The sequence below is a fragment of the Vulcanimicrobium alpinum genome (genome assembly GCF_027923555.1).
Classification (GTDB): domain Bacteria; phylum Vulcanimicrobiota; class Vulcanimicrobiia; order Vulcanimicrobiales; family Vulcanimicrobiaceae; genus Vulcanimicrobium; species Vulcanimicrobium alpinum.
Genome location: NZ_AP025523.1, coordinates 146,480 through 165,369 on the forward strand (window position 1 = coordinate 146,480; position 18,890 = coordinate 165,369).

The window sequence follows — 18,890 nt, forward strand, 5'->3', positions numbered from 1 at the left end:
CCGCGCGCGGGAACGCCCCGGGTTTCAGAGTCCGACCGTGCGGCCGGGGATGCCGGCCGCGTCGAAGTAGCGCTCCGTCCCGACGCGCTGATAGCGAAGGACGGTTATCACACCGCCGGCTCCCGGCGTCTGCGAACGTTCCGTTCCGCGCGTAAACGCCGGCACCGTGCCGCCCGGCATCGCTTCGGTGAACGCGCGCCCGATCAACGTCCCTTTGGCAGCGAGCGTCAGCCCGAGGATCTTCGCGATCGTGATCCCGACGTCGGCATTCGACACGGGCGCCGGATCGACGAAGCCGCGTTTGAAATCCGGGCCGACCGCGGCGGTGAAGTTCGCCGTGTCGGCGCGGCTGAACGAGCCGTGCATCCCCTGCCCCTGCTGCAGGTTGGTGTCGGCGACTTCGACGGTGCAGCGCACCGGGACGGCGCAGCCGCTCGCGAACGAACGGAAGCTGACGGCAATTGCGGGATGCGGCGTGATCGCCGTGCCGCTGAGCGCGATCGACGCGAGCGGCAGCGTGCCGGGGAGCGTGCCGAGCCGGCCGTCGGCGAAGAGCCCGCTCACGTAGTCCTGCGCCAGCAGAAACGGGACGATCTTCGCCGCGAGCTCGCGCGCTTTGTCGTTCGGCAGGTAGATGAGATCGCTGCCGCCGTTCGCGGCGACGACGACGTCGGGCTTCGTCGAATCGAAGCCGATCAGGCCGTTGCCGCGGCTCGGATATTTCTTCTCGAGATCGGGATGGACGACGGCGTCGCCGTTGTCGGGATCGCTGACCGGCATGCCGAGCGTCGCGGCGAGGTCGAGCGCGAGGAAGCCGGGTGCCAGCGACCCTGCGGGGACGCCGGTCAGCGCGAACTTCGCGGACGGCGAGGTGCTGCTCTCCTTCGAGATCGTCGAGAAGCCGTGGTCCGACGAGACGATGATGTCGGTCGTTGCGTCGAGGCCGAGGTCGTGTACCGCGGTGCGCAGCGCGCGCAGGTCGTCGTCGGCGTTCTTGATCGCGGCGAGCGACGTCGGTCCGTTGATCCCCGGCGTGAACGTGCCGAGCGAATCGCCTTGATTGTGCTGGGTGCCGTCGGGATCGCGCGACCAGAAGACCATCACGAACGGTTTGCCGGCGGCCTTGAAGCGCGGGAGCACGACCTTCGTCGCGGCGGTCACGAAATAGTTCTGCTGCTCCACGTTCGCGACGGTCGTTCCGGGCGTCATCGCGTCGCCCGAGCTCCCGTTCGCTCCGCGGGTCGGCGCTTGCGCCGCGCCGCTCGCGGCTTGCAGCGCCTGCGCGATGTCGGCGGGGAGCGGACGTCCCACGGGCTTGCCGCCGGCGTCGACGCGATTCGTCGAATCGTCGACGACGATCGTCCGCTCGCCCTTGGTGTCCGCCGCGTCGAAGATCGCGACCGGCCCGAGCTTGCCGATCGCGGCGGTCTGGATCCCGCGATCGTGCGCGGCTTGCAGAATCGTCATCTCGTCGAGATAGTTGCCGCCGAAGTGCTCGTCGACGTCTGCGATCACCGGATCGTTCTCGAGGAACGGCGTGAACGAATAGCCCGCAACGGTCACCTTGTAGCCGGTGAAGATCGTGTTCGAGAAATCACCGGTGTCGCCGAGCAGATGCCCCGTCGCCATCGACGAGGCGTTCGCGGTGGTGAAGGTCGGGAAGATCGAGTGCGGGTTCGCGAACGTCACGCCGGCCTTGCGCAGTGCGTCCATCGCGGGCGCGGTCGTCGGGTCGACGATCGCGTCGCGCAGACCGTCGGGGACGAACAGGATTACGTTGTGCGGCGCGGCGTGCGCCGGGGGCGCCGGCTTCGGCGCGCTTTGTGCGGCGGCGGGCGCCTGCGGAGCGGCGAGCGACGAACTCGCGATCAGCGCCGCGAACGCGACAAAGGAGACCAGACGGAGGACATTCGGCATACCGCCCGACGATAGCCGCGCAACCTTAAGATCGCACTAAGCGCCGGTCGCGCTCAGCGTGACGAGATCGGGCCTTTGAAGACCGCGAAGAGCAGGACCAGCGACGGGATCAGCACCACGGCGCCGCAGAGCGTCGCGATCAGAAACGCTTGCAGCATCGGCGGCGACGCCGCGGCCGCATCGATCGTCCAGCGGCCCGGGACGATCGCGGGGGCCTGCGCGCCGAACCATCCGCCCAGCACCGCGACCACCTCCGCGCCGACCGCAACCCGCGCGAGCTGATCGTTGCCGCGCGCGACCAGCACCATTGCCGCGATGCCGAGCAGGACCGCGATCGCGATCGCCGTGGCCGCCGCCAGCGAGGTGAGCGCTGCGAAGAACTGCGGCGCGACGCTGCGGGCAAGCGTCGCCGGCAGCAGCCCGACGACCCACACCGCGACCGTCCCGCGGATCGCGCGCCGCCGGAAATCGTCGCGCAGTCGGCCGCGCGGCGTCTCCTGCAGCAAGAACACGGCCGCGACCTGTGCGAACAGCGCCACCGCGAACAGGCCGACGGAGAAGGCGAACGGCGAAAGCCACGCGTAGTCGCCGGCCGCCACCGCGCCCGCCGCATCACCGAGGAAGAACGGCGCGAGAATCGAGGCGATCCCGAACGTGATCGTCCAGTTGCGCGCCATCGCGGGCGAGTCCGAGGCGTAATTGCGGAACACGAACGCCGCGCCGCGCAGGACGATTCCGATCAGCGCGAGCGTCAGCGGTGCGTTCAGATACGTCATCAGGTCGGCGAACGCGGGCGGAAAGCACGTGAACATGACGACGATCAGGAAGATCAGCCAGACGTGATTCGATTCCCACACCGGGCCGATCGCATTGGAGATCGTGTCGCGCTGCGCTTCGCGCCGCGGCCCGCTGGCGAGCAGATCCCACACGCCGCCGCCGAAGTCGGCGCCGCCGAACACCGCGTAGAGCGCGATGACGATCAGCGCGATCGCGGCGGCGGCGAGCGGCAGCGTCACGACGTGCTCGGCGCGAGCGAGGAGCGCTCGCCGCCGTGCGCTTTCCCGCCGACGCGCGCGAGCAGCCACCAGCATGTCAGCGCGAGAATCACGTAGAGGAACGAGAACGCGTAGAACTGCACGTCGAGGCCCGGTGCGATCGTCACCGCATCGCTCGTGCGCAGCAGGCCGCGTGCTACCCAGGGCTGGCGTCCGAACTCGGTGACGAACCAGCCCGCTTCGAGCGTGACGACCGAGAGCGGCCCGCTGACGGCGATCGCGGCGTAGAGCCAGCGCGGCATCGTCCAGCGCCGCAGCGCGAACAACGCCCACGCCAGCGCGACGGCGAGCAGCAGCGACGCCGTTCCTACCATCGTATCGAAACTATAGTGAACGATGGGAACCGGCGGCCGATCCGCGGGGGCGATGCGGTCGAGCCCGGTGACCTGCGCGCGCGGATCGAAGGCGACCAGGACGCTGAGCGCGCCCGGGACGACGATCCCGAAGCGTTCTTCGTAGGTCTGCGGATCGACGATCCCGCCGATCGTGATCGGCGCGTAGCGTTGGGTGGTGCGCAGCGCTTCGAGCGATGCGAATTTCGCCGGCTCGTGTTCGGCGTCGAAGCGCGCGATCACGTCGCCCACCACCATCTGCAGCGGGATCGCGACGAGCGCGACCGCCATTGCAATGCGCAGCCCTGCCAGCACCTGATCGCGCCGCTCGTCCGCGCTGCGCCGCAGCAGCGCGAACGCGCACACCGCGGCCGCGCCGAAGCCCGTCACGACGTACGCCGCGACGGTCGTGTGCACGACCTCGACCAGCCACGGCGGGCTGAACATCGCGACGAGCGGCTGCACGTCGACCACCTTGCCGTCGACGATGCGGAAGCCGGTCGGCATGTTCATCCACGCGTTCGCGGTCGTCACGAACCCCGCCGAGATCGCGCCGCTGATCGCGATCGGCCACGCCGTCAGCCAGTGCGCGCGCGGGCTCAGCCGCTCCCAGCCGTAGAGGTAGAGCCCGATGAAGATCGCTTCGATGAAGAAGGCGAAGCCCTCGAGCGAAAACGGCAGGCCGATGATCCCGCCGGCGTACTTCATGAACGTCGGCCACAGCAGGCCGAGTTCGAACGAGAGGACGGTGCCGGAGACGGCGCCGACGGCGAACAGGATCGCCATCCCCTTCGACCAGGTGCGAGCAAGGTCGTAGTATGCGCGGCGCTTCGTGCGCAGCCACATCCCCTCGGCGATCAGCACGAGCAGCGGCAACCCGACGCCCATCGCGGCAAACACGATGTGGAACGCAAGCGACGTCCCCATTTGCGCGCGCGCCGCGATCACGTGATCCATACGCTCTATAATACGCCGCGAACGGTGAAAGGAATCCGACGCCGGTCGGGGCGGTCAGATCCCGGGCTGGGTGCGCGGGCGCAGCGCGTAGGTCGCGGCGGCCGCGACGGCCAGCACGGCCGCGGCGAGATAGAACAGCGCCGCGTCGCTCGCCGGCCACGCGATGGTGATCCCTTCGCCGGTCCAGAAGACGCCGAACGCCGTGACCATCACCCCGACGACGTACTTCATCGCGTTCTCGGGGACGCGTGCGAGCGGACGGTGCACGACGAGTCCGACCAGCAGCACCGACACCAGCGCGACGAGCGCTCCGCTCGACGCCGATGCGAGCATCGGGGCGTTGCCGCTGCCGAGCGCCAGAACGATCGCCACCACCTCGATCCCTTCGGTCAGCACGCCGTTGAACGCCGTCGCGAACGCCGCGCCGCCGCTCTCGCGTTCGAGCTCGGCGACGTCGCGCCGGTAGGCGGCGGCCTCGTCGCGCAGCGCCTTGCGCCCGGCCGCGCGCAGCACCGCCTTGCGCAGCCAGGTCACGCCGACGTACAGCGCAGCCGCGCCGACGACGAGCTTCACCCAATGGTTGGCGACGAGCGCCGGGAGACGCGGTCCCGCGATCGCGACGATCACCGCGAGGACGAGGAGCGCGCACAGCGCGGCGCCGAGGGCGCGCGGCCAGCCGCGCGTGACGCCGACCGCCAGCACGATCGTCAGCGCTTCGACCATCTCGACCGCGCTTGCCAGGAACGCCGTCGCGCCGATCGCCCACAGATGCGGGGTGAGGATCATCGGAACGCTCCATACGGCGGCGGCGTCGCGCGCACCCCGCGGACCGCATGCCAGAGGACATCGTTCATCGTCGCGTCGTCGACGCGGTCGGCGGCGGCGAGATCGAAGCGCGCGCTGTCGGCCGCGCGATAGGCGGCGGCGCCGTTCTTCGCGCGCACGTCGATCTGCGCGGGAAGGGCGTCGAACGGCGCCAGGTTCGGCGTCGCGGTGAACGCCGCGCTCAGCGCCGGCGCGCCGGCGTCGTAGGCCGACATCGGCGGCAACCCGAGCAGGATCTCGATCGTGCGCAGGACGGACGCCTGCGTGTACGCCGCGTGCTGCACGCCGCCGGCGGCGTAGGGCGAGGCGAGGTAGAACGTCGAGCGCTGTTCGTCGACGTGATCGGGACCGTTCTGCGCATCGTCTTCGAGCACGAAGATCGCGGTGCTGCTCCAATCGGGCGAATGCGAGATCGCGTCGACGAGTTTGCCGACGGCGAGATCGTTGTCGGCGACCATCCCCTGCGGCGTCACCGCGCCGGCGCGCGTCCCCGAGGTGTGGTCGCGCGGGAAACGCACGATCTCGAGCTGCGGGAGCGCTCGGCGCGCTTCGTAGGCGTCGAACTCGCGCTTCCACTCGGTGAAGCGGTCGACGTCCTCGACGCTCATGTCGAACGTCGCGTAGTTGCGATCGGTGGTCTTGCCCAGCACCTCGCTGGACGTCGAGACGGGCGTCGGCCCGCTCGGGCCGCCGCTGACGAACTCGCCGTAGTTGCGCAGGCTCACGCCGGCGCGCGCGGCGTCGTCCCAAAGATAACCGCCGTGGGGGACGGCGGCCTCGGCGCCGTCTTCGAAATCGTAGAACGGACGCCGGCTCGCGTAGTTCTGCGGCCACATCTTCTCGAGATAGTCGTTCGCGAACGCGGCCGTCGCCCAGTTGTGCCCGTCGGCGCTCACATGCGCGTCCTCGAAGAAACGGTCGAAGACGCCGAAACGCTTGACGATCGCGTGCTGGTTCGGCGTGATCTTCTCGCCGAACATCACCAGCGACGCATCGCCGTCGGCGCCCGCGACGTCGCCGAGAATCTGGTCGTACGTGCGGTTCTCTTTGATCACGTAGATCACGTGCTTGATCGGTCCGTTCGCGCGCACCACGGGGCTGCTCGGCACGTCGTCGTGCTGCGCGAGATCGCGCACGTCGGCGAGACCGTGCTGCAGCGCAGCGTCGTCGGGGATCGCGAGACGGCGGATCGAGCCTGCGAGGTTGTCGGCGATGAAGTCCACGTCAGGGCCGCGCACGAGCGGGCTGAAGCGCGGGTTGGCGTGGCCGGACTCGCCTTTTCCGTCCGCGACGTAGAGCGCGCCGTGCGCGCGGTCGACGGCGATCGCCGTCGGATACCAGCCGGTCGGGATCGCGCCGAGCGGCACGAGTCCGTGCGGACCGGTGCGGAAGACGGCGATCGCGTTCGCCGCGCCGCAGCTGACGTAGAGGCGGTCGCCGTCGAGGGCCAGCGCGTTGGGCGATGCGCCGAAGGCACCCGCGCGCGCGAACGGGATGCGCGCGTGCTGCACGACGCGGTTCGTCGCGAGATCGACGACGGCGACGTCGTCGTCGTCGCTGTCGGCGACGTAGAGGTGCGTCGCATCGGCGGCGAGCGCGTCGGGATGACGGCCGACGACGATGTGCGCGCGCACCGCGCCGACGACGTCGACGGCGTCGGTGCCGCGCTCCGCGACGTACAGTCGCGTGCCGTCGGGCGACGAGAGCACCGCCGCGGGATGATGACCGACGTCGTAGCCGCCGATCATCCGCTGCGCGGCCGGATCGACGATCGCGACGCGGTTCGCCACGTCGCCGGCAACGGCGAGACGGCCGCCGCGCGCGTGCGCGAGCGCAACCGGATAGAACGGAAGCGGGAGCGAGACGGCGCGATCGACCGTCGCGGTTGCGACGTCGACGTGCGCGATCTGTTCTTGAAACGTCCCCGGGACCGCGACCCACACGCCGTCGCCGTCCGCGTCGCGGAGCGGCGCGCCGTATGCGCCGTTGAGCGGAAGGCTGCGCAGTTCGCGCAGCGTCGCCGCATCGAAGACGCGCAGCGCGGGCTTGCGGTGACCGGCTTCGAGTTCGATCAACAGCGAACCGTCGCGCGAAAGGACGAGGCCGGTCGGCAGCGTGCCGACGGTCGCGACCGGGCCGTCGTTGCCGCGGATCTTCCAGCCGGTCGGCAGCGTCGTCACGCTGCTTGCGGCGACGGCGGCCGAGGCGAGCGCGCAGGCGCTCAGGATCGCGATGAGTGCGGTCCGTTTCACGAGAACCTCCGAGTCCCGGTTCGGGACGATGCGGGCGGTGTTACGAATGCGCGCGAGCGCGCGCCGCGAGCCACGCCGCGCGCGGACCGAGGCCCGCGACGAGCGCGACGGTGATAAGGAAGAAGACGGGGTGGACGATCGTGAGATCGTCGTGCGGGATCGCGCGGCAGCCGACGTTCGTTCCCATCATTGCCATGCAGAACAGCCCGTAGCCGAGCTGCAGGCGATACTGCGGATCGATCGCGGTCCCGAAGAACGAACGCCGGTGGGCTGGGAGCCACCACCACAGCAACGGCACGGCAAGCGCCAGGCACAGTGCGCCGGTGACGAGTCCCCAACCGATGTCGAAAGCGCGCGAGCCTTCCATCCACGCCCAGTCCACGATGCCGCGCGCTTCCGCGCTCCTGGGCGCTATGCCTGTCGACCTGCGGCGTCGCGCTCGACGACGTGACCTCGGAAACCAACAGCGTCCATCTGGACGCTCACGGTTTTTCTCGCAGCGCGCTCGGCGTGAGGGATCGTGTTACGAGCCGAGCAGCGCCCCGAGCGCCGCGGCCCCGAGTACGACGATCCACGGCGCGACGTTCCACACCGCGATCAGCGCGTAGGCCGCAAGCGCGATCGCGACGCGCGGCCAGCCCGTCCCCAGCGAGACGACGATCGGATCGTACAGTACGGCGCCGAGCAGGCCGACGACGCTCGCGTTCGCGCCGCGCAGCGCGCCGCCGGCGCCGGGGAGCGCGGCGAGGCGATTCCACACCGGCGCGATCGCGAAGATCAGCGCGAACGACGGTGCGAAGATCAGCACCGTCGCGGCCAGCGCTCCGAGCGCGCCGTGCAGCGGCGATGCGTTCGCGAAGCCGAGGTACGAGGCGAAGGTGAACAGCGGCCCCGGCATCGCCTGCGCCGCGCCGTAACCGGCGAAGAACTGACGCTCGCCGATCAGGCCGTCGGCGACGAGCCCGTGCAGCAGCGGCAGCACGACGTGACCGCCGCCGAACACCAGCGAGCCGGCGCGCACGATCGTCGCAAGCAGCGCGACGACCGGGCCGTCCGGCAGCACCGTGACCGCGAGCAGGGCGACGAACACAAGCGCCGCGACCGCGGCGACCGTCCGCGGAACGCGGATCGGCAGCGCTTCGGCGCGCACCGCGTCGCGGAACCAGAGCGCGCCGCACGCCGCGCCGAGCGCGATCGGCAGCCACTGCAGTCCGGGCAGGGGCCGCAGCGCCAGCGCCACGATCGCCGCCGCAAACGCGAGCGTCTTCGTCGGTGCGTCGGTGCATAGCGATTTCCCGAGCGCCAGCACGGCCTGCGCGACGACCGCGGCCGCGGCGGCGAACAGTCCGTCGAGCAATCCCGCGAACCACACCGGCGGATCGTGGCCGCCGGCGCTCCCGAGTGCCCAGGCGATCAGCGCCATCAGCACCGCCGACGGCAGGGTGAAACCCAGCCACGCCAGGAGCGCGCCGGGCGCCCCCGCGCGAACGAGCCCGATCAGCATGCCGACCTGGCTCGACGTGGGGCCGGGAAGCACGGAGCACAGCGCGACGATGCGCGCATACGCGGGCTCGTCGAGCCAGCCGCGTTCCTCGACGAGGGTGCGCCGGAAGTAGCCCAGATGCGCGATCGGTCCGCCGAACGACGTCAACCCGAGGCGGAGGAACGTCGTGAACACCTCGCGCACGGTCTACGCCCTACCACGGAGGACCGCGACTCTCATGCACCTCGGCGACCTGACGGTCTATCACGACGGCCGATTCACCCGCTACGACGACGCGAAGATCGGCCTGCTGACGCACGGCCTGCAATACGGGACGGGGTGCTTCGAGGGCGTGCGCGGCTTCTGGAACGCGCACGAGGAAGAACTCTACCTGCTCGAGCTCGCGCCGCACTACGACCGCCTGGCGCAGTCGGCGCGCATCCTGCTCATGCAGCTTCCGCACACCACCGCCGAACTGATCGACATCAGCATCGAGCTGTGCGTGCGCAACGCGTTCCGCGGCGACGTCTACCTGCGTCCGTTCTCGTACAAGGCCAACGAGGACATCGGCGTGCGGCTGCACGACGTGCGCGACGCGTTCGCGATCGTCGCGATTCCGTTCGACCGCTATTTCGACACCGCGCGCGGCCTGCGCTGCGGGGTGAGCTCGTGGCGGCGGATGGACGACACGATGGCGCCCGCCCGCGGCAAGATCACCGGGATCTACGTCAACAGCGCGCTGGCGAAGAGCGAAGCGATCATGAACGGATTAGACGAGGCGATCATGCTCTCGGCCGAAGGCCACGTCAGCGAAGGCTCGGCGGAAAACCTCTTCATCGTGCGCCGCGGCATGCTGCACACGCCCGACGCGTCGCAGAACATCCTCGAAGGCGTGACCCGCCGCGCGGTGATGACGCTCGCGCGCGAGGAGCTCGGGATCGAAACCGTCGAGCGTCCGATCGACCGCAGCGAACTCTTCATCGCCGATGAGTGCTTCATCACCGGGAGCGCCGCGGGGATCCAGTGGATCGAGTCGATCGACCATCGTCAGGTCGGCGACGGTCAGCGCGGCCCGATCTCGGCGGCGCTGATCGACCTCTACGATCGCGCCGTCCGCGGCAACGTGCCGAAGTACGCGCATTGGCTGACGCCGGCATACGCGCAGCGCAAGGCCGCCGCGCGCTGAACGCATCGGCGCGATCCTGGTTCACCGACCGGATCGCGCTCGCCGTCGCGCTGCCGGTGCTCGCGGTCCACGCCGCGTTCGCCGGGCGCTACGATTTCTTCCGCGACGAGCTGTACTTCATCGTCTGCGGGAAGCATCCGTCGTTCGGCTACGTCGATCAGCCGCCGCTGGTTCCGCTGCTCGCCGCCGCACTCTACGGCGCCTCGCACAGCGTGTGGCTGCTGCGGCTCCCGTGCGTGCTCGCTGCGGCGCTGCTCGTGGTGCTAGTCGTGCGCTTCGTCCGGCTTCTCGGCGGAGGCGACGGCGCCGCGGTCGCGGCCGCGCTCGCCGCGGCGTGCGCGCCGATGCTCGTCGGGATCAGCGGGACGCTCAACACGACGATCTTCGAACCGCTCGCATGGACGGCGGTCGCGTACGCGCTGGCCCGCGCCGTGCTCCTCGACGACCGGCGAGCGCTGCTATAGGCCGGGCTCGTCGCGGGCCTCGCGCTCGAGGCGAAGTACGCGCTGGTGACGTGGCTCGTCGCGCTGCTCGCCGGCGTCGCGGTCACGCCGCAGCGCGCGCTGCTGGCGCGTCGCGAGTTGTGGGCCGCCGTCGCGCTCGCCGTCGCGCTCGCGCTGCCGTCGGTGCTGTGGCAGGCGGCGCACGGCTTTCCGTTCGCCGAGCTCGTCGCCGCCGCGCGCGACAAGAACGCGGCGATCGTTGCGCCGCTGTTCGTGCTCAACCAGATCCTGGTGATGAACCCGCTCTTCGCGCCGCTCTGGATCGCCGGGCTCGTCGCGCCATTCGTGCGCCGCGATCTCGCGCCGATGCGCTTTCTCGGGATCGCGTACGTCGCGGTCCTCGCGCTGAACCTCGCCGGACATGGGAAGGACTACTACGTCGCGGCGGCCTATCCGGCGCTCTTCGCGACCGGCGCGATCGCGTTCGAACGCGTCGTGCGCAGCGCGCTTGCGCGCGGGATCGTGCTCGCCGCCGCGGTCGCGCTCAGCGCGATCGCCGCTCCCACGTCGCTCGCGATCCTCGACCCGGTCTCACTGCAGGCGTATATCGCGCGCTTCCACCTGGCGTCGCAGCAGCAGGAGAAGAGCTTCGCCGGCACCGCGCTCCCGCAGAACTTCGCCGACCAGTTGGGCTGGCGCGATTTCGTGCGCGAGGTCGGCACCGCGTACGCGTCGCTGCCGCCGGACGTGCGCGCGCACACCGCGATCCTCGTCGCGAACTACGGCGAAGCGTCGGCGCTTGATCTCTACGGCGCGCCGTTCGGACTGCCGCCGGCGCTCAGTCCGCACAACCAGTTCTACCTGTGGGGACTGCGCGGGCAGACGCCGGCCGCAGTTCTGCGCGTCACGCGCGACGTCGGCGGTTTGCGCGCGCATTGCGGGGGCGTGCGCGTCTTCGGCACGACGTTCTCGCGCTGGGCGATGAACTACGAGAACGGAAAGACGATCGCGCTGTGCACGAGACCCGCGCCGCGGCTTGCCGAATGGTGGCCGGAACTCAAGAACTTTTCGTGAGTCAGCGCGACTGCGGCGTGCCGTTCGTCAGCGCTTCCGCCGACGGGACCGCGGGCATGGCCGGCGCGGGTGCGGCCGGCGCCGGCTGCGCCGGCGTCCACATCCGCTGATCCGGCGTCGCCGGCGGGGCATCGCTCGCGGGCGCGGCCGGCAAGCCCGGCACGCCGTACTCTTCGCGCCATGACGCGAAGCGGCCGAGCGCGTTGTACGCCATCCGCGAGACGCCGCGGATGAACGAGCGTCCCGCATCGAGCGTCGGCAGGTCGGTCGTCATCACCGCGATCACGTACGGGTCCTCGCCGAGATAGACGATCCCGACGTCGTTGAGCGTGTCGTGCAGGGTTCCGGTCTTGTGCGCGATCGCCGTGCCGCTGGGCAGCGGCTGCGGGAGCAGGCTGTTGTGTTTCTGGCCGCGCAAAATGCGGATCATCGCGCGCGAGGACCACTCGTCGATGAGCTGTTCTTTCGCCATGTCGGTGAGGAGGCGCGCCATGTCGGCCGGGCTCGAGCGGAGCGCCCAGCGGATCCCGTCGCCGTCGGAGCGGATGAAGTCGGCGAGCCGCGTGTGGGTGAGGCCGAGTTCGCGCATCGTGGCGTTGATGCGCTGGCGCCCGACGTGCCGGATCAGCATGTTCGTCGCGGTGTTGTCGCTGACGTCGATCATGAGCGAGAGCAGCTGCGAGATCGTGTAGCCCTTGCCCGCCGGCGCGTCGCACAGGTCGCCGTAGCCCCAGTCGCGATCGGCAGCGGTCACGTGCATCTTGTCGTTCAGATCGAACGTCCCGGCCGCTAGCTGGCGGAAGACCTCGACCATCACCGGGATCTTGATCGTGGAGGCGGCCGGCATCTCGAGTCCGGCGTTGACGCCAGTTTCGAATCCGGTGGCGACGTCCTCGACCGCGATCGCGACGTGACCGGGCGCGTGCATCGACGCCAGCGCGAGCTGGGCTTGGAAATCCGCCAGCGGGCCCGGTGCCGCAGCCGCGGGCGCGGCCGATACCGGAGCACACCATAGCGAAGAAACGCTCAATACGACGGCGGCAAGGAGTCGTCGCGGCATCCGCATTATACTTGATTGTCGGCGTTCTGCGACAAAAGTCAAGTTGCTCGTGCGGACCCCGAGGCGAGCGCGTTTGGACGAATGCACGAACGCCGCCTCACTGGCGGACGTACGGAACGCCGTCCGAGGCGGGCGCGCGGACGCGGCCGGCAAACCCGGCCAGCGCGACGACGGCGGCGAGATACGGCAGCGCCTGCATCAGCTCGCTCGGAACGCCGGCCCGCTGCAGCGAGTACTGCAGTGCCGCGAAGAACCCGAAGAAGAGGGCCGCGCCGGTGGCGCCGAGCGGCGTCCAGCGGCCGAAGATGACGGCGGCGAGCGCGATGAAGCCGCGGCCCGCGGTCATCCCGTCGGAGTAGAGGTCGAGCTCGGCAAGGGAAAGATACACGCCGCCGAGCGCGGCGATCGCCCCGCCGAGCACGACCGCGCCGAAGCGCGTGCGAAGAGCATCGATCCCGGCCGCTTCGGCCGCGCCGGGATCCTCGCCGCACGCGCGCACGCGCAGACCCCAGGGCGTGCGGTCGAGCGCGACGTGCAGGGCCGCGGCGCAGGCGAACGCGATGACGATCAGAGCGATCTCTCCCGTATGGCCGAGCGACGGCACTTCGTCCGACGCGCCCGGCCGATGGTAGACCAGCACGAGACCGAACGCCGCCGCGGCGAGCGTCGCGATGTTGAGCCCGGTGCCGGCGACGATCTGGTCGACGGCGAGCCGCGTCGCCGCGAACGCCAGCAGCGCCGCGATCAGCGCGCCGGCGACGATCCCGGCCAGCGCGCCCAGGATCGGGCTTCCGGTCACGCCGCTGACGACGACCGCGACGAACGCGCCGGCAATCAGGATCGCTTCGAGCCCGATGTTGACCACGCCCGAGCGTTCGCTGACCACGCCGCCGAGCGCGGCGAAGATCAGCGGCGTCGCCTTCACGAGGGTGAGCCCGAGAACGGCCAGGATCGCCGCGCCGGCGCCGTTCACGTCGTCCTCCCGCTCGCGACGACGCGCCGGCCGGCGAGCGCGATGATCACCAGCCCCGTCACCAGCGCCACCACCTCGCGCGGGACGTTCGCCTCGGCCTGCATCGCGATGCCGCCGCTGGTCAGCACGCCGAAGGCGAGCGAGGCGACGATGATCCAGAGCGGGTCGAGGTTGCCGACGAGCGCGACGGCGATCGCGATGAAACCGTAACCGGGCGAGAGGCCGGTGTTGAACCGGTGAAGTTCGCCGGCAACGATCGTCGCGCCGCCGAGCCCGGCGATCGCGCCCGAGAGCGCCATCGCGACGAACGCGGTCCGTCCCAGATCGATCCCGGCGCGTTTCGCCGCTTCCGGCGCATCGCCGGCGGCGCGCAATTCGTAGCCGAACACGGTGCGTGCCAAGACCCAGCGCAGCGCGAACGCGAGCACCAGCGCGATGACGAACGCCCAGGTGAGGCGCGAGTCGGCGACCAGATCGGGAAGCGTCGCCGAGGCCGGGAGCGTCGGCGTCTCGCCCGGGCTTGCGTTCGAGAGCGCGAGCGGGCCGTTCACCAGGTACGTCGCCAGCAGCGTCGCGATGAAGTTGAGCATCAGCGTCGCGATCACTTCGTTGGCGCCGAAGCGCGCGCGTAGGAAGCCGGGGATCGCGCCCCAGATCCCGCCCGCCGCAGCACCCGCAAGCAGAACGAGCGGAATCGCGAGGAACGCGGGGAGCGGAAGCTGCGCGCCGAGCCAGCCCGCGGCGAAGCCGCCCAGCACCAGTTGTCCCTCCGCGCCGATGTTGAACAGTCCGGCGCGAAACGCGACCGCGATCCCGAGCGCGGGGAAGAGCAGGTTCGTCGCCTGCACCAGCGTCTCGGCGACCTCTTCTTTCGTGCCGAACGCGCCGTCGAAGAGCGCGCCGAAGCCGGCGATCGGCGAGACGTGGGCGAGCGCCATCGCGATCGACCCGACGCCGAAGACGAGGACGATCACGCCCGCGATGTCGCGGAACGCGCGGCTGCGCAGAAGGGGGGTCGCGTTCACGCGGCGCCGCCCGCCATCAGCGCGCCGATGCGGCCGCGGTCGATCTCGGCGCGCGCGAACGCGCCGACGAACCGTCCGCCGGCGATGACGAGAACGCGATCGGCGCACGCGAAGATCTCGTCGAGTTCGAATGAGATCAGCAGGACGCCGGCGCCCGCATTGCGCGCTTCGATCAGCCGCGACTGCAGCAGCGCGGCGGCGCCGACGTCGACGCCGCGCGTGGGCTGGTACGCGACGACGAGCTTCGGCGCGCTCGCGAGCGCGCGGCCGACGACGACCTTCTGCTGGTTTCCGCCCGAGAGCGCGCCGGCGACCGCGTCGGGATTCGGTGGCCGCACGTCGTACGCGGCGATCACCTCGCGCGCCGCGTCGCCGAACGCGCGCAGCGGAAGCGAACGTTGGCGGCCGAGCGCGACGTTGTCGCGGACGCTCCAGTCGAGGATCAGCGCTTCGTGACGGCGATCCTGCGGGATCACGCGGATCCCGCGCGCGAGCCGCTGAGCCGGCGTATCGCCCGGTTCGAGCGGCGCGCCGTCGAAGGCGGCGTCGCCGCTGAAGCGCACGACGCCGGCCAGCGCGTCGGCGAGCGCGCTCTGCCCGTTCCCTTCGATCCCCGCGATCCCGACGATCTCGCCTGCGCCGACCTCGAACGTCGCGCGTTCGAGAACGCTGGTTCCCGAGGCGGCGCTCACGTCGCGCAGCGCGAGCAGCGGCCGCGGTGTCACCGCGGCGCGCGTGGCGAGCGCCGGCACGTCGCCGCCGACCATCTCGCGCGCGATCTGCTCGGCGCTCGTCTGCGCGGTAAGGTGCCGCGCGACGACGGTGCCGGCGCGCATCACGGTGACACGCTGCGAGTAGGCGATCACTTCGGCGAGCTTGTGCGTCACCACGAGGATCGCGGTGCCGCGCGCTGCGAGACCTTGCACAGTCGCGAAGAACGACGCGATCTCGCCCGGCGCGAGCGCGGCCGTCGGTTCGTCGAGGAGCAGGACCGCAGGCTCGCGATCGAGCTCGCGCAGCAGTTCGACGCGCTGCTTGATCCCGACCGGAAGCGTCTCGACGATCGCATCGGGATCGACCTCGAGCCCGTACGTCGCGCCGAGGCGGCGGACGCGTTCGCGCGCGGCGGCGACGTCGATCTGCCAGCCGCGTCTGGGCTCGCGATTGAGCAGCACGTTCTCCCACACGCGCAGCCGGTCGATCAGTTTGAAGTGCTGGTGGACGAGTCCGACGACGCCGTTCGCCTCGACGCTCCCCTCGTCGGCGCGGACCGCGCCGTACGCGATCGCGGCGAGCGTCGATTTGCCGGCGCCGTTCTCTCCGACGAGCGCGTGGATCTCGCCGGGGACGAGCTCGAGGTCGACGCCGGCGACGGCCTGCACCGCGCCGAAGCGGCGGCGCACGCCGCGCAGCGTCAGAGCCGGACGCGCTTGTACGATGCCAGTCCCTCCCGCGTGTACGGCACGGCGATCGTGCCGCCGACGATCGCCGCTCTGAGCTTGCTGAGGACCGCGATCTTGTCGGGCGTGACGACGCTCTTGGTGTACGCGAAGTCGGTCAGGCCGACGCCGCCGTCTTTCAGCCCGAGCACGAGCTGACCGGAACGCGGCTTGTGCGAGACCGCCTCTTCGGTGACGCGGTAGACGCCGATGTCGACGCGCTTGATCATGCTGGTGAGAATCTTCCCCGGCGCGATCGCGTCCTGATCGGAATCGACGCCGATCACGTAGTCGCCGGCGCGCGATTTCACCTGATCGATCGCGCCGAGTCCGGCCTTGCCGGCCGCGACGTACACGATGTCGGCGCCCTGATCGAACAGCACGCCGGCGAGTTCCTTCCCCGCCGCGACGTCGTCGAACGAGCCGACGTACTTCACCAGCACGTTGATCGACGGATCGATCTGATGCGCGCCGGCGGTGAAGCCCACTTCGAACTTGCGCAGCAGCGGGATGTCGATCCCGCCCAGAAATGCGATCGTCTTCTTCTTGGTCGTCATCGCCGCGAGCGCGCCGGCCAGATACGACCCTTCCTCCTCCTTGAACGTGACCGAGGTGACGTTGGGGATGTTGACGACGGCGTCGATGATGGCGAAGTGGCGCTTGGCGTACCGGGCCGCGACGCTCGCGACGTCCTTCGCCATCAGAAAGCCGATCGCGAAGATCTCGTCGTACTCTTTGTTCGCCAGAACCGTCATGTTGACGTCGTAGTCGGCCGCCGAATGCGACTGCAGCACCGTGGTGTCGACGCCGAGAGTCTTCTTCGCCCGCTGGAGCCCGGCGTAGGCGGAGTCGTTGAACGAGCGGTCGCCCAGACCGCCCACGTCCGTGACCATCCCGACCTTGAGCCGTCCGTCGCCCGCCGATTTCGGGGCGCAGCCCTCCGCCGTCGCGCATAACGGAACGAGCGCGAGCACGAGGGCGGCCGCGCGCCAGCGGAGCTTCATCGCCCGCTCCTACGACGTCGGTGCGGGGCGGCCTCTCGCGCGTGCGGAAGAGCCTGCACGTGAATCCCGCCAGGCCGCCCGAGACCGTCCGCCCGCGCCGCCCGATGTCGCGGCTCGAGCGCCGCGTGACGCTCTGGCTCAAGGTCCTCGCGCTGATCGCCGTCGCGATCTACCTGGTCGTCGGCGTCCTGCAGTTCCTCGGGGCGGTGCGCGCGACCGCGTTCCTGTTCGTCGGCGCGCTGTTCTTCGCGTATCTGGTGTTCCCGCTGGTGCGGCGCCTCAACGAACGGCTTCCGCTGGTGTGGTCGATCCTGCTCGTCTACGCGATCCTCGCGATCGCGGGCCTCGCGATCGCGCAGATCCTCGTTCCGGCACTCGTCAACGACGTGCAGAACGCCATCAAAAATTTCCCGGCGATCGTCACCAAGGTCTCGGCGATCATCCAGGATCCGAACAACCGCTTCATCCGCTGGCTGCCGATCGACGAGCGGCTCTACCTCGCGACGATCCCGCAGCAGATCGGCGCGTACGTGCAGACCAACGCGCTCGACACCGCGCAGAAGACGCTCGCCGTCGTGCTCTCGACCGTCTCGATCGTTGTCACCGTCATCGTGATCCCGGTGCTCGCCGCGTACATGATGCTCGACGCCGCGGAGATCAACGAGGGCGTCCTCGGCATGCTCAAGCCGAAGTACCGCGCCGTCACCGAAGACATCATCGCCGATCTCGACAAGGTCGTCGGCGGCTTCATCCGCGGCCAGCTCATCGACGGCTCGATCCTGGGCTTCATGCTCACGGTGATGTTGTTCGCGACCGGCGTGCCGTACGCGCTCCTGATCGGCGTCGTCTCGGGGGCGCTGAACTTCATCCCCTACGCGGGTGCGATCATCGCGTTCGTCCCGGCCGTCGTCCTCGCGCTGATCTATCACGGTCCGACCAACGCGGCGATCGTCGCCGCACTGATCTTCGTGATCCATCAGATCGACGGCAACTTCGTCGCGCCGCGAGTGCTCAAGGACAACGTCGGCCTCTCGCCGTTCTGGATCGTGCTCGCGATCCTCACCGGGAGCGAGCTGTTCGGGCTCGCCGGTACGTTCATCGCGGTCCCGCTCGCGGCGATGATCAAGGTGCTGATCGCGCGGCTCGTTCCGCGTCAGCCCGTGTCGCAGGCCGAAGCCGCGCCGGCGCTCACCGATGCGCCGCTCACGCGGACGCGTCCGCCGCGCCGCCGGACGTAGCGGCGGCGCGTTCGCGCGCGAGGTCTTCGACGAGGCGGCGCGTGATGAGCCGGATCAGGTAGATCCCGAACGCGGGATCGCGGCGATAGAGCGAGAGCGCCTCGTCGCGGCGCAGCATGTACAGCAGGCTCGCCTCGAGCGCGCGCACCGTCTGCGTTCGCCGGCCGTCGGGCGCGAAGATTCCGATCTCACCGAGCAGCGCGCCCGGATGCAGATCGATGCCGAGCTCGTCGATCCACAGCGTCCCTCCGGCCCAAAAGTAGATCGCGTCGGCGGGGTCGCCGCGGTGAAAGAGGATCGTTCCGGCGGCGACGCGCCGGCGTTCTATGAAATCGACCAGCCACTCCGCTGAGACGTCGTTCGCCGCGATCGCTTCGTCGATCAGCCGCCGTTCGCGCGTGAGCTGAAAGAGACGCCGCAAGTTGACCGGAAAGAACGCAAGGTGCAGCGCAAGCGTCGGATACAGATGCGCGTTCCAGGCCCAGATCATGTAAAAGACGCTGCTGGCCAGCGCGATTTGGCGCAGCCGGATCGCGTGTTTCATGAAGAAGGCGACGAACGTCAGCAAGCCCGCGAGATAGTCGATCGTCACCACCACCGTCGGCCATGCGGGCTCTCGCGTTCGCT

17 protein-coding genes are annotated in these 18,890 nt (G+C 70.0%); 4 read left to right on the plus strand and 13 right to left on the minus strand.

Annotated elements, in window-relative coordinates:
• Window positions 1–24 precede the first annotated feature (24 nt).
• The 7 genes from WPS_RS00695 to chrA form a co-directional block, all read right to left on the minus strand.
• Window positions 25–1,917, minus strand: coding sequence for an alkaline phosphatase family protein (locus WPS_RS00695; protein ID WP_317995951.1), 1,893 nt, complete (start codon window positions 1,915–1,917; stop codon window positions 25–27).
• A gap of 53 nt (window positions 1,918–1,970) precedes the next feature.
• A complete protein-coding gene (locus tag WPS_RS00700; RefSeq protein WP_317995952.1) occupies window positions 1,971–2,933 on the minus strand; it encodes a cytochrome d ubiquinol oxidase subunit II in 963 nt (320 codons plus the stop codon).
• Window positions 2,930–4,261, minus strand: a complete 1,332-nt coding sequence (locus tag WPS_RS00705; protein ID WP_317995953.1) for a cytochrome ubiquinol oxidase subunit I — start codon at window positions 4,259–4,261, stop codon at window positions 2,930–2,932. The genes WPS_RS00700 and WPS_RS00705 overlap by 4 nt, the downstream gene beginning before the upstream one ends.
• A 54-nt stretch (window positions 4,262–4,315) precedes the next feature.
• Window positions 4,316–5,047 carry a hypothetical protein gene (locus tag WPS_RS00710; protein ID WP_317995954.1) on the minus strand — a complete coding sequence of 244 codons (732 nt, stop codon included), beginning with the start codon at window positions 5,045–5,047 and terminating at the stop codon, window positions 4,316–4,318.
• Window positions 5,044–7,338 (minus strand): bifunctional YncE family protein/alkaline phosphatase family protein, encoded by a 2,295-nt coding sequence (locus tag WPS_RS00715; RefSeq protein ID WP_317995955.1) that lies wholly within the window; start codon window positions 7,336–7,338, stop codon window positions 5,044–5,046. Before WPS_RS00715 ends, WPS_RS00710 begins: the two co-directional genes overlap by 4 nt.
• A 40-nt stretch (window positions 7,339–7,378) precedes the next feature.
• A complete protein-coding gene (locus tag WPS_RS00720; RefSeq protein WP_317995956.1) occupies window positions 7,379–7,720 on the minus strand; it encodes a hypothetical protein in 342 nt (113 codons plus the stop codon).
• Between the two features lie 141 nt (window positions 7,721–7,861).
• Window positions 7,862–9,025 (minus strand): chromate efflux transporter, encoded by a 1,164-nt coding sequence (chrA, locus tag WPS_RS00725; RefSeq protein ID WP_317995957.1) that lies wholly within the window; start codon window positions 9,023–9,025, stop codon window positions 7,862–7,864.
• A 34-nt stretch (window positions 9,026–9,059) separates the two neighbouring features.
• Between chrA and WPS_RS00730 the strand changes: the two genes are divergently transcribed.
• Genes WPS_RS00730 through WPS_RS00740 form a run of 3 tightly spaced genes read left to right on the plus strand, consistent with a single transcriptional unit; the run spans window position 9,060 to window position 11,524 of the window.
• Window positions 9,060–10,007 (plus strand): branched-chain amino acid transaminase, encoded by a 948-nt coding sequence (locus WPS_RS00730; protein ID WP_317995958.1) that lies wholly within the window; start codon window positions 9,060–9,062, stop codon window positions 10,005–10,007.
• Entirely contained in the window at window positions 9,962–10,471 is a 510-nt protein-coding gene (locus WPS_RS00735) for a glycosyltransferase family 39 protein (protein ID WP_317995959.1), read from the plus strand. The genes WPS_RS00730 and WPS_RS00735 overlap by 46 nt, the downstream gene beginning before the upstream one ends.
• Window positions 10,472–10,516: 45 nt before the next feature.
• Window positions 10,517–11,524: a hypothetical protein gene (locus WPS_RS00740; RefSeq protein WP_317995960.1), complete on the plus strand. Its 1,008-nt coding sequence runs from the start codon at window positions 10,517–10,519 to the stop codon at window positions 11,522–11,524.
• A 1-nt stretch (window position 11,525) separates the two neighbouring features.
• On the opposite strand, the gene WPS_RS00745 is transcribed toward WPS_RS00740, so the two are convergent.
• The 5 genes from WPS_RS00745 to WPS_RS00765 form a co-directional block, all read right to left on the minus strand.
• Window positions 11,526–12,554 carry a serine hydrolase gene (locus WPS_RS00745; RefSeq protein ID WP_317995961.1) on the minus strand — a complete coding sequence of 343 codons (1,029 nt, stop codon included), beginning with the start codon at window positions 12,552–12,554 and terminating at the stop codon, window positions 11,526–11,528.
• Window positions 12,555–12,681: 127 nt separating this feature from the next.
• Window positions 12,682–13,557 carry an ABC transporter permease gene (locus tag WPS_RS00750; RefSeq protein ID WP_317995962.1) on the minus strand — a complete coding sequence of 292 codons (876 nt, stop codon included), beginning with the start codon at window positions 13,555–13,557 and terminating at the stop codon, window positions 12,682–12,684.
• Window positions 13,554–14,582, minus strand: coding sequence for an ABC transporter permease (locus tag WPS_RS00755; protein ID WP_317995963.1), 1,029 nt, complete (start codon window positions 14,580–14,582; stop codon window positions 13,554–13,556). The genes WPS_RS00750 and WPS_RS00755 overlap by 4 nt, the downstream gene beginning before the upstream one ends.
• Window positions 14,579–15,985, minus strand: coding sequence for an ABC transporter ATP-binding protein (locus WPS_RS00760; protein ID WP_317995964.1), 1,407 nt, complete (start codon window positions 15,983–15,985; stop codon window positions 14,579–14,581). Before WPS_RS00760 ends, WPS_RS00755 begins: the two co-directional genes overlap by 4 nt.
• 11 nt (window positions 15,986–15,996) lie before the next feature.
• Complete coding sequence (locus tag WPS_RS00765) at window positions 15,997–17,025, minus strand: BMP family lipoprotein (RefSeq protein WP_317995965.1); 1,029 nt, start codon at window positions 17,023–17,025, stop codon at window positions 15,997–15,999.
• 59 nt (window positions 17,026–17,084) lie between these two features.
• Here WPS_RS00765 and WPS_RS00770 point away from each other — a divergent pair, with 59 nt between their 5' ends.
• A complete protein-coding gene (locus WPS_RS00770; RefSeq protein ID WP_317995966.1) occupies window positions 17,085–18,263 on the plus strand; it encodes an AI-2E family transporter in 1,179 nt (392 codons plus the stop codon).
• Here WPS_RS00770 and WPS_RS00775 read toward each other — a convergent pair.
• The gene (locus WPS_RS00775; RefSeq protein WP_317995967.1) at window positions 18,229–18,861 is read right to left on the minus strand and encodes a cyclic nucleotide-binding domain-containing protein; all 633 of its coding nucleotides are present in this window, start codon (window positions 18,859–18,861) and stop codon (window positions 18,229–18,231) included. The genes WPS_RS00770 and WPS_RS00775 overlap by 35 nt on opposite strands.
• Between the last annotated feature and the right edge of the window lie 29 nt (window positions 18,862–18,890).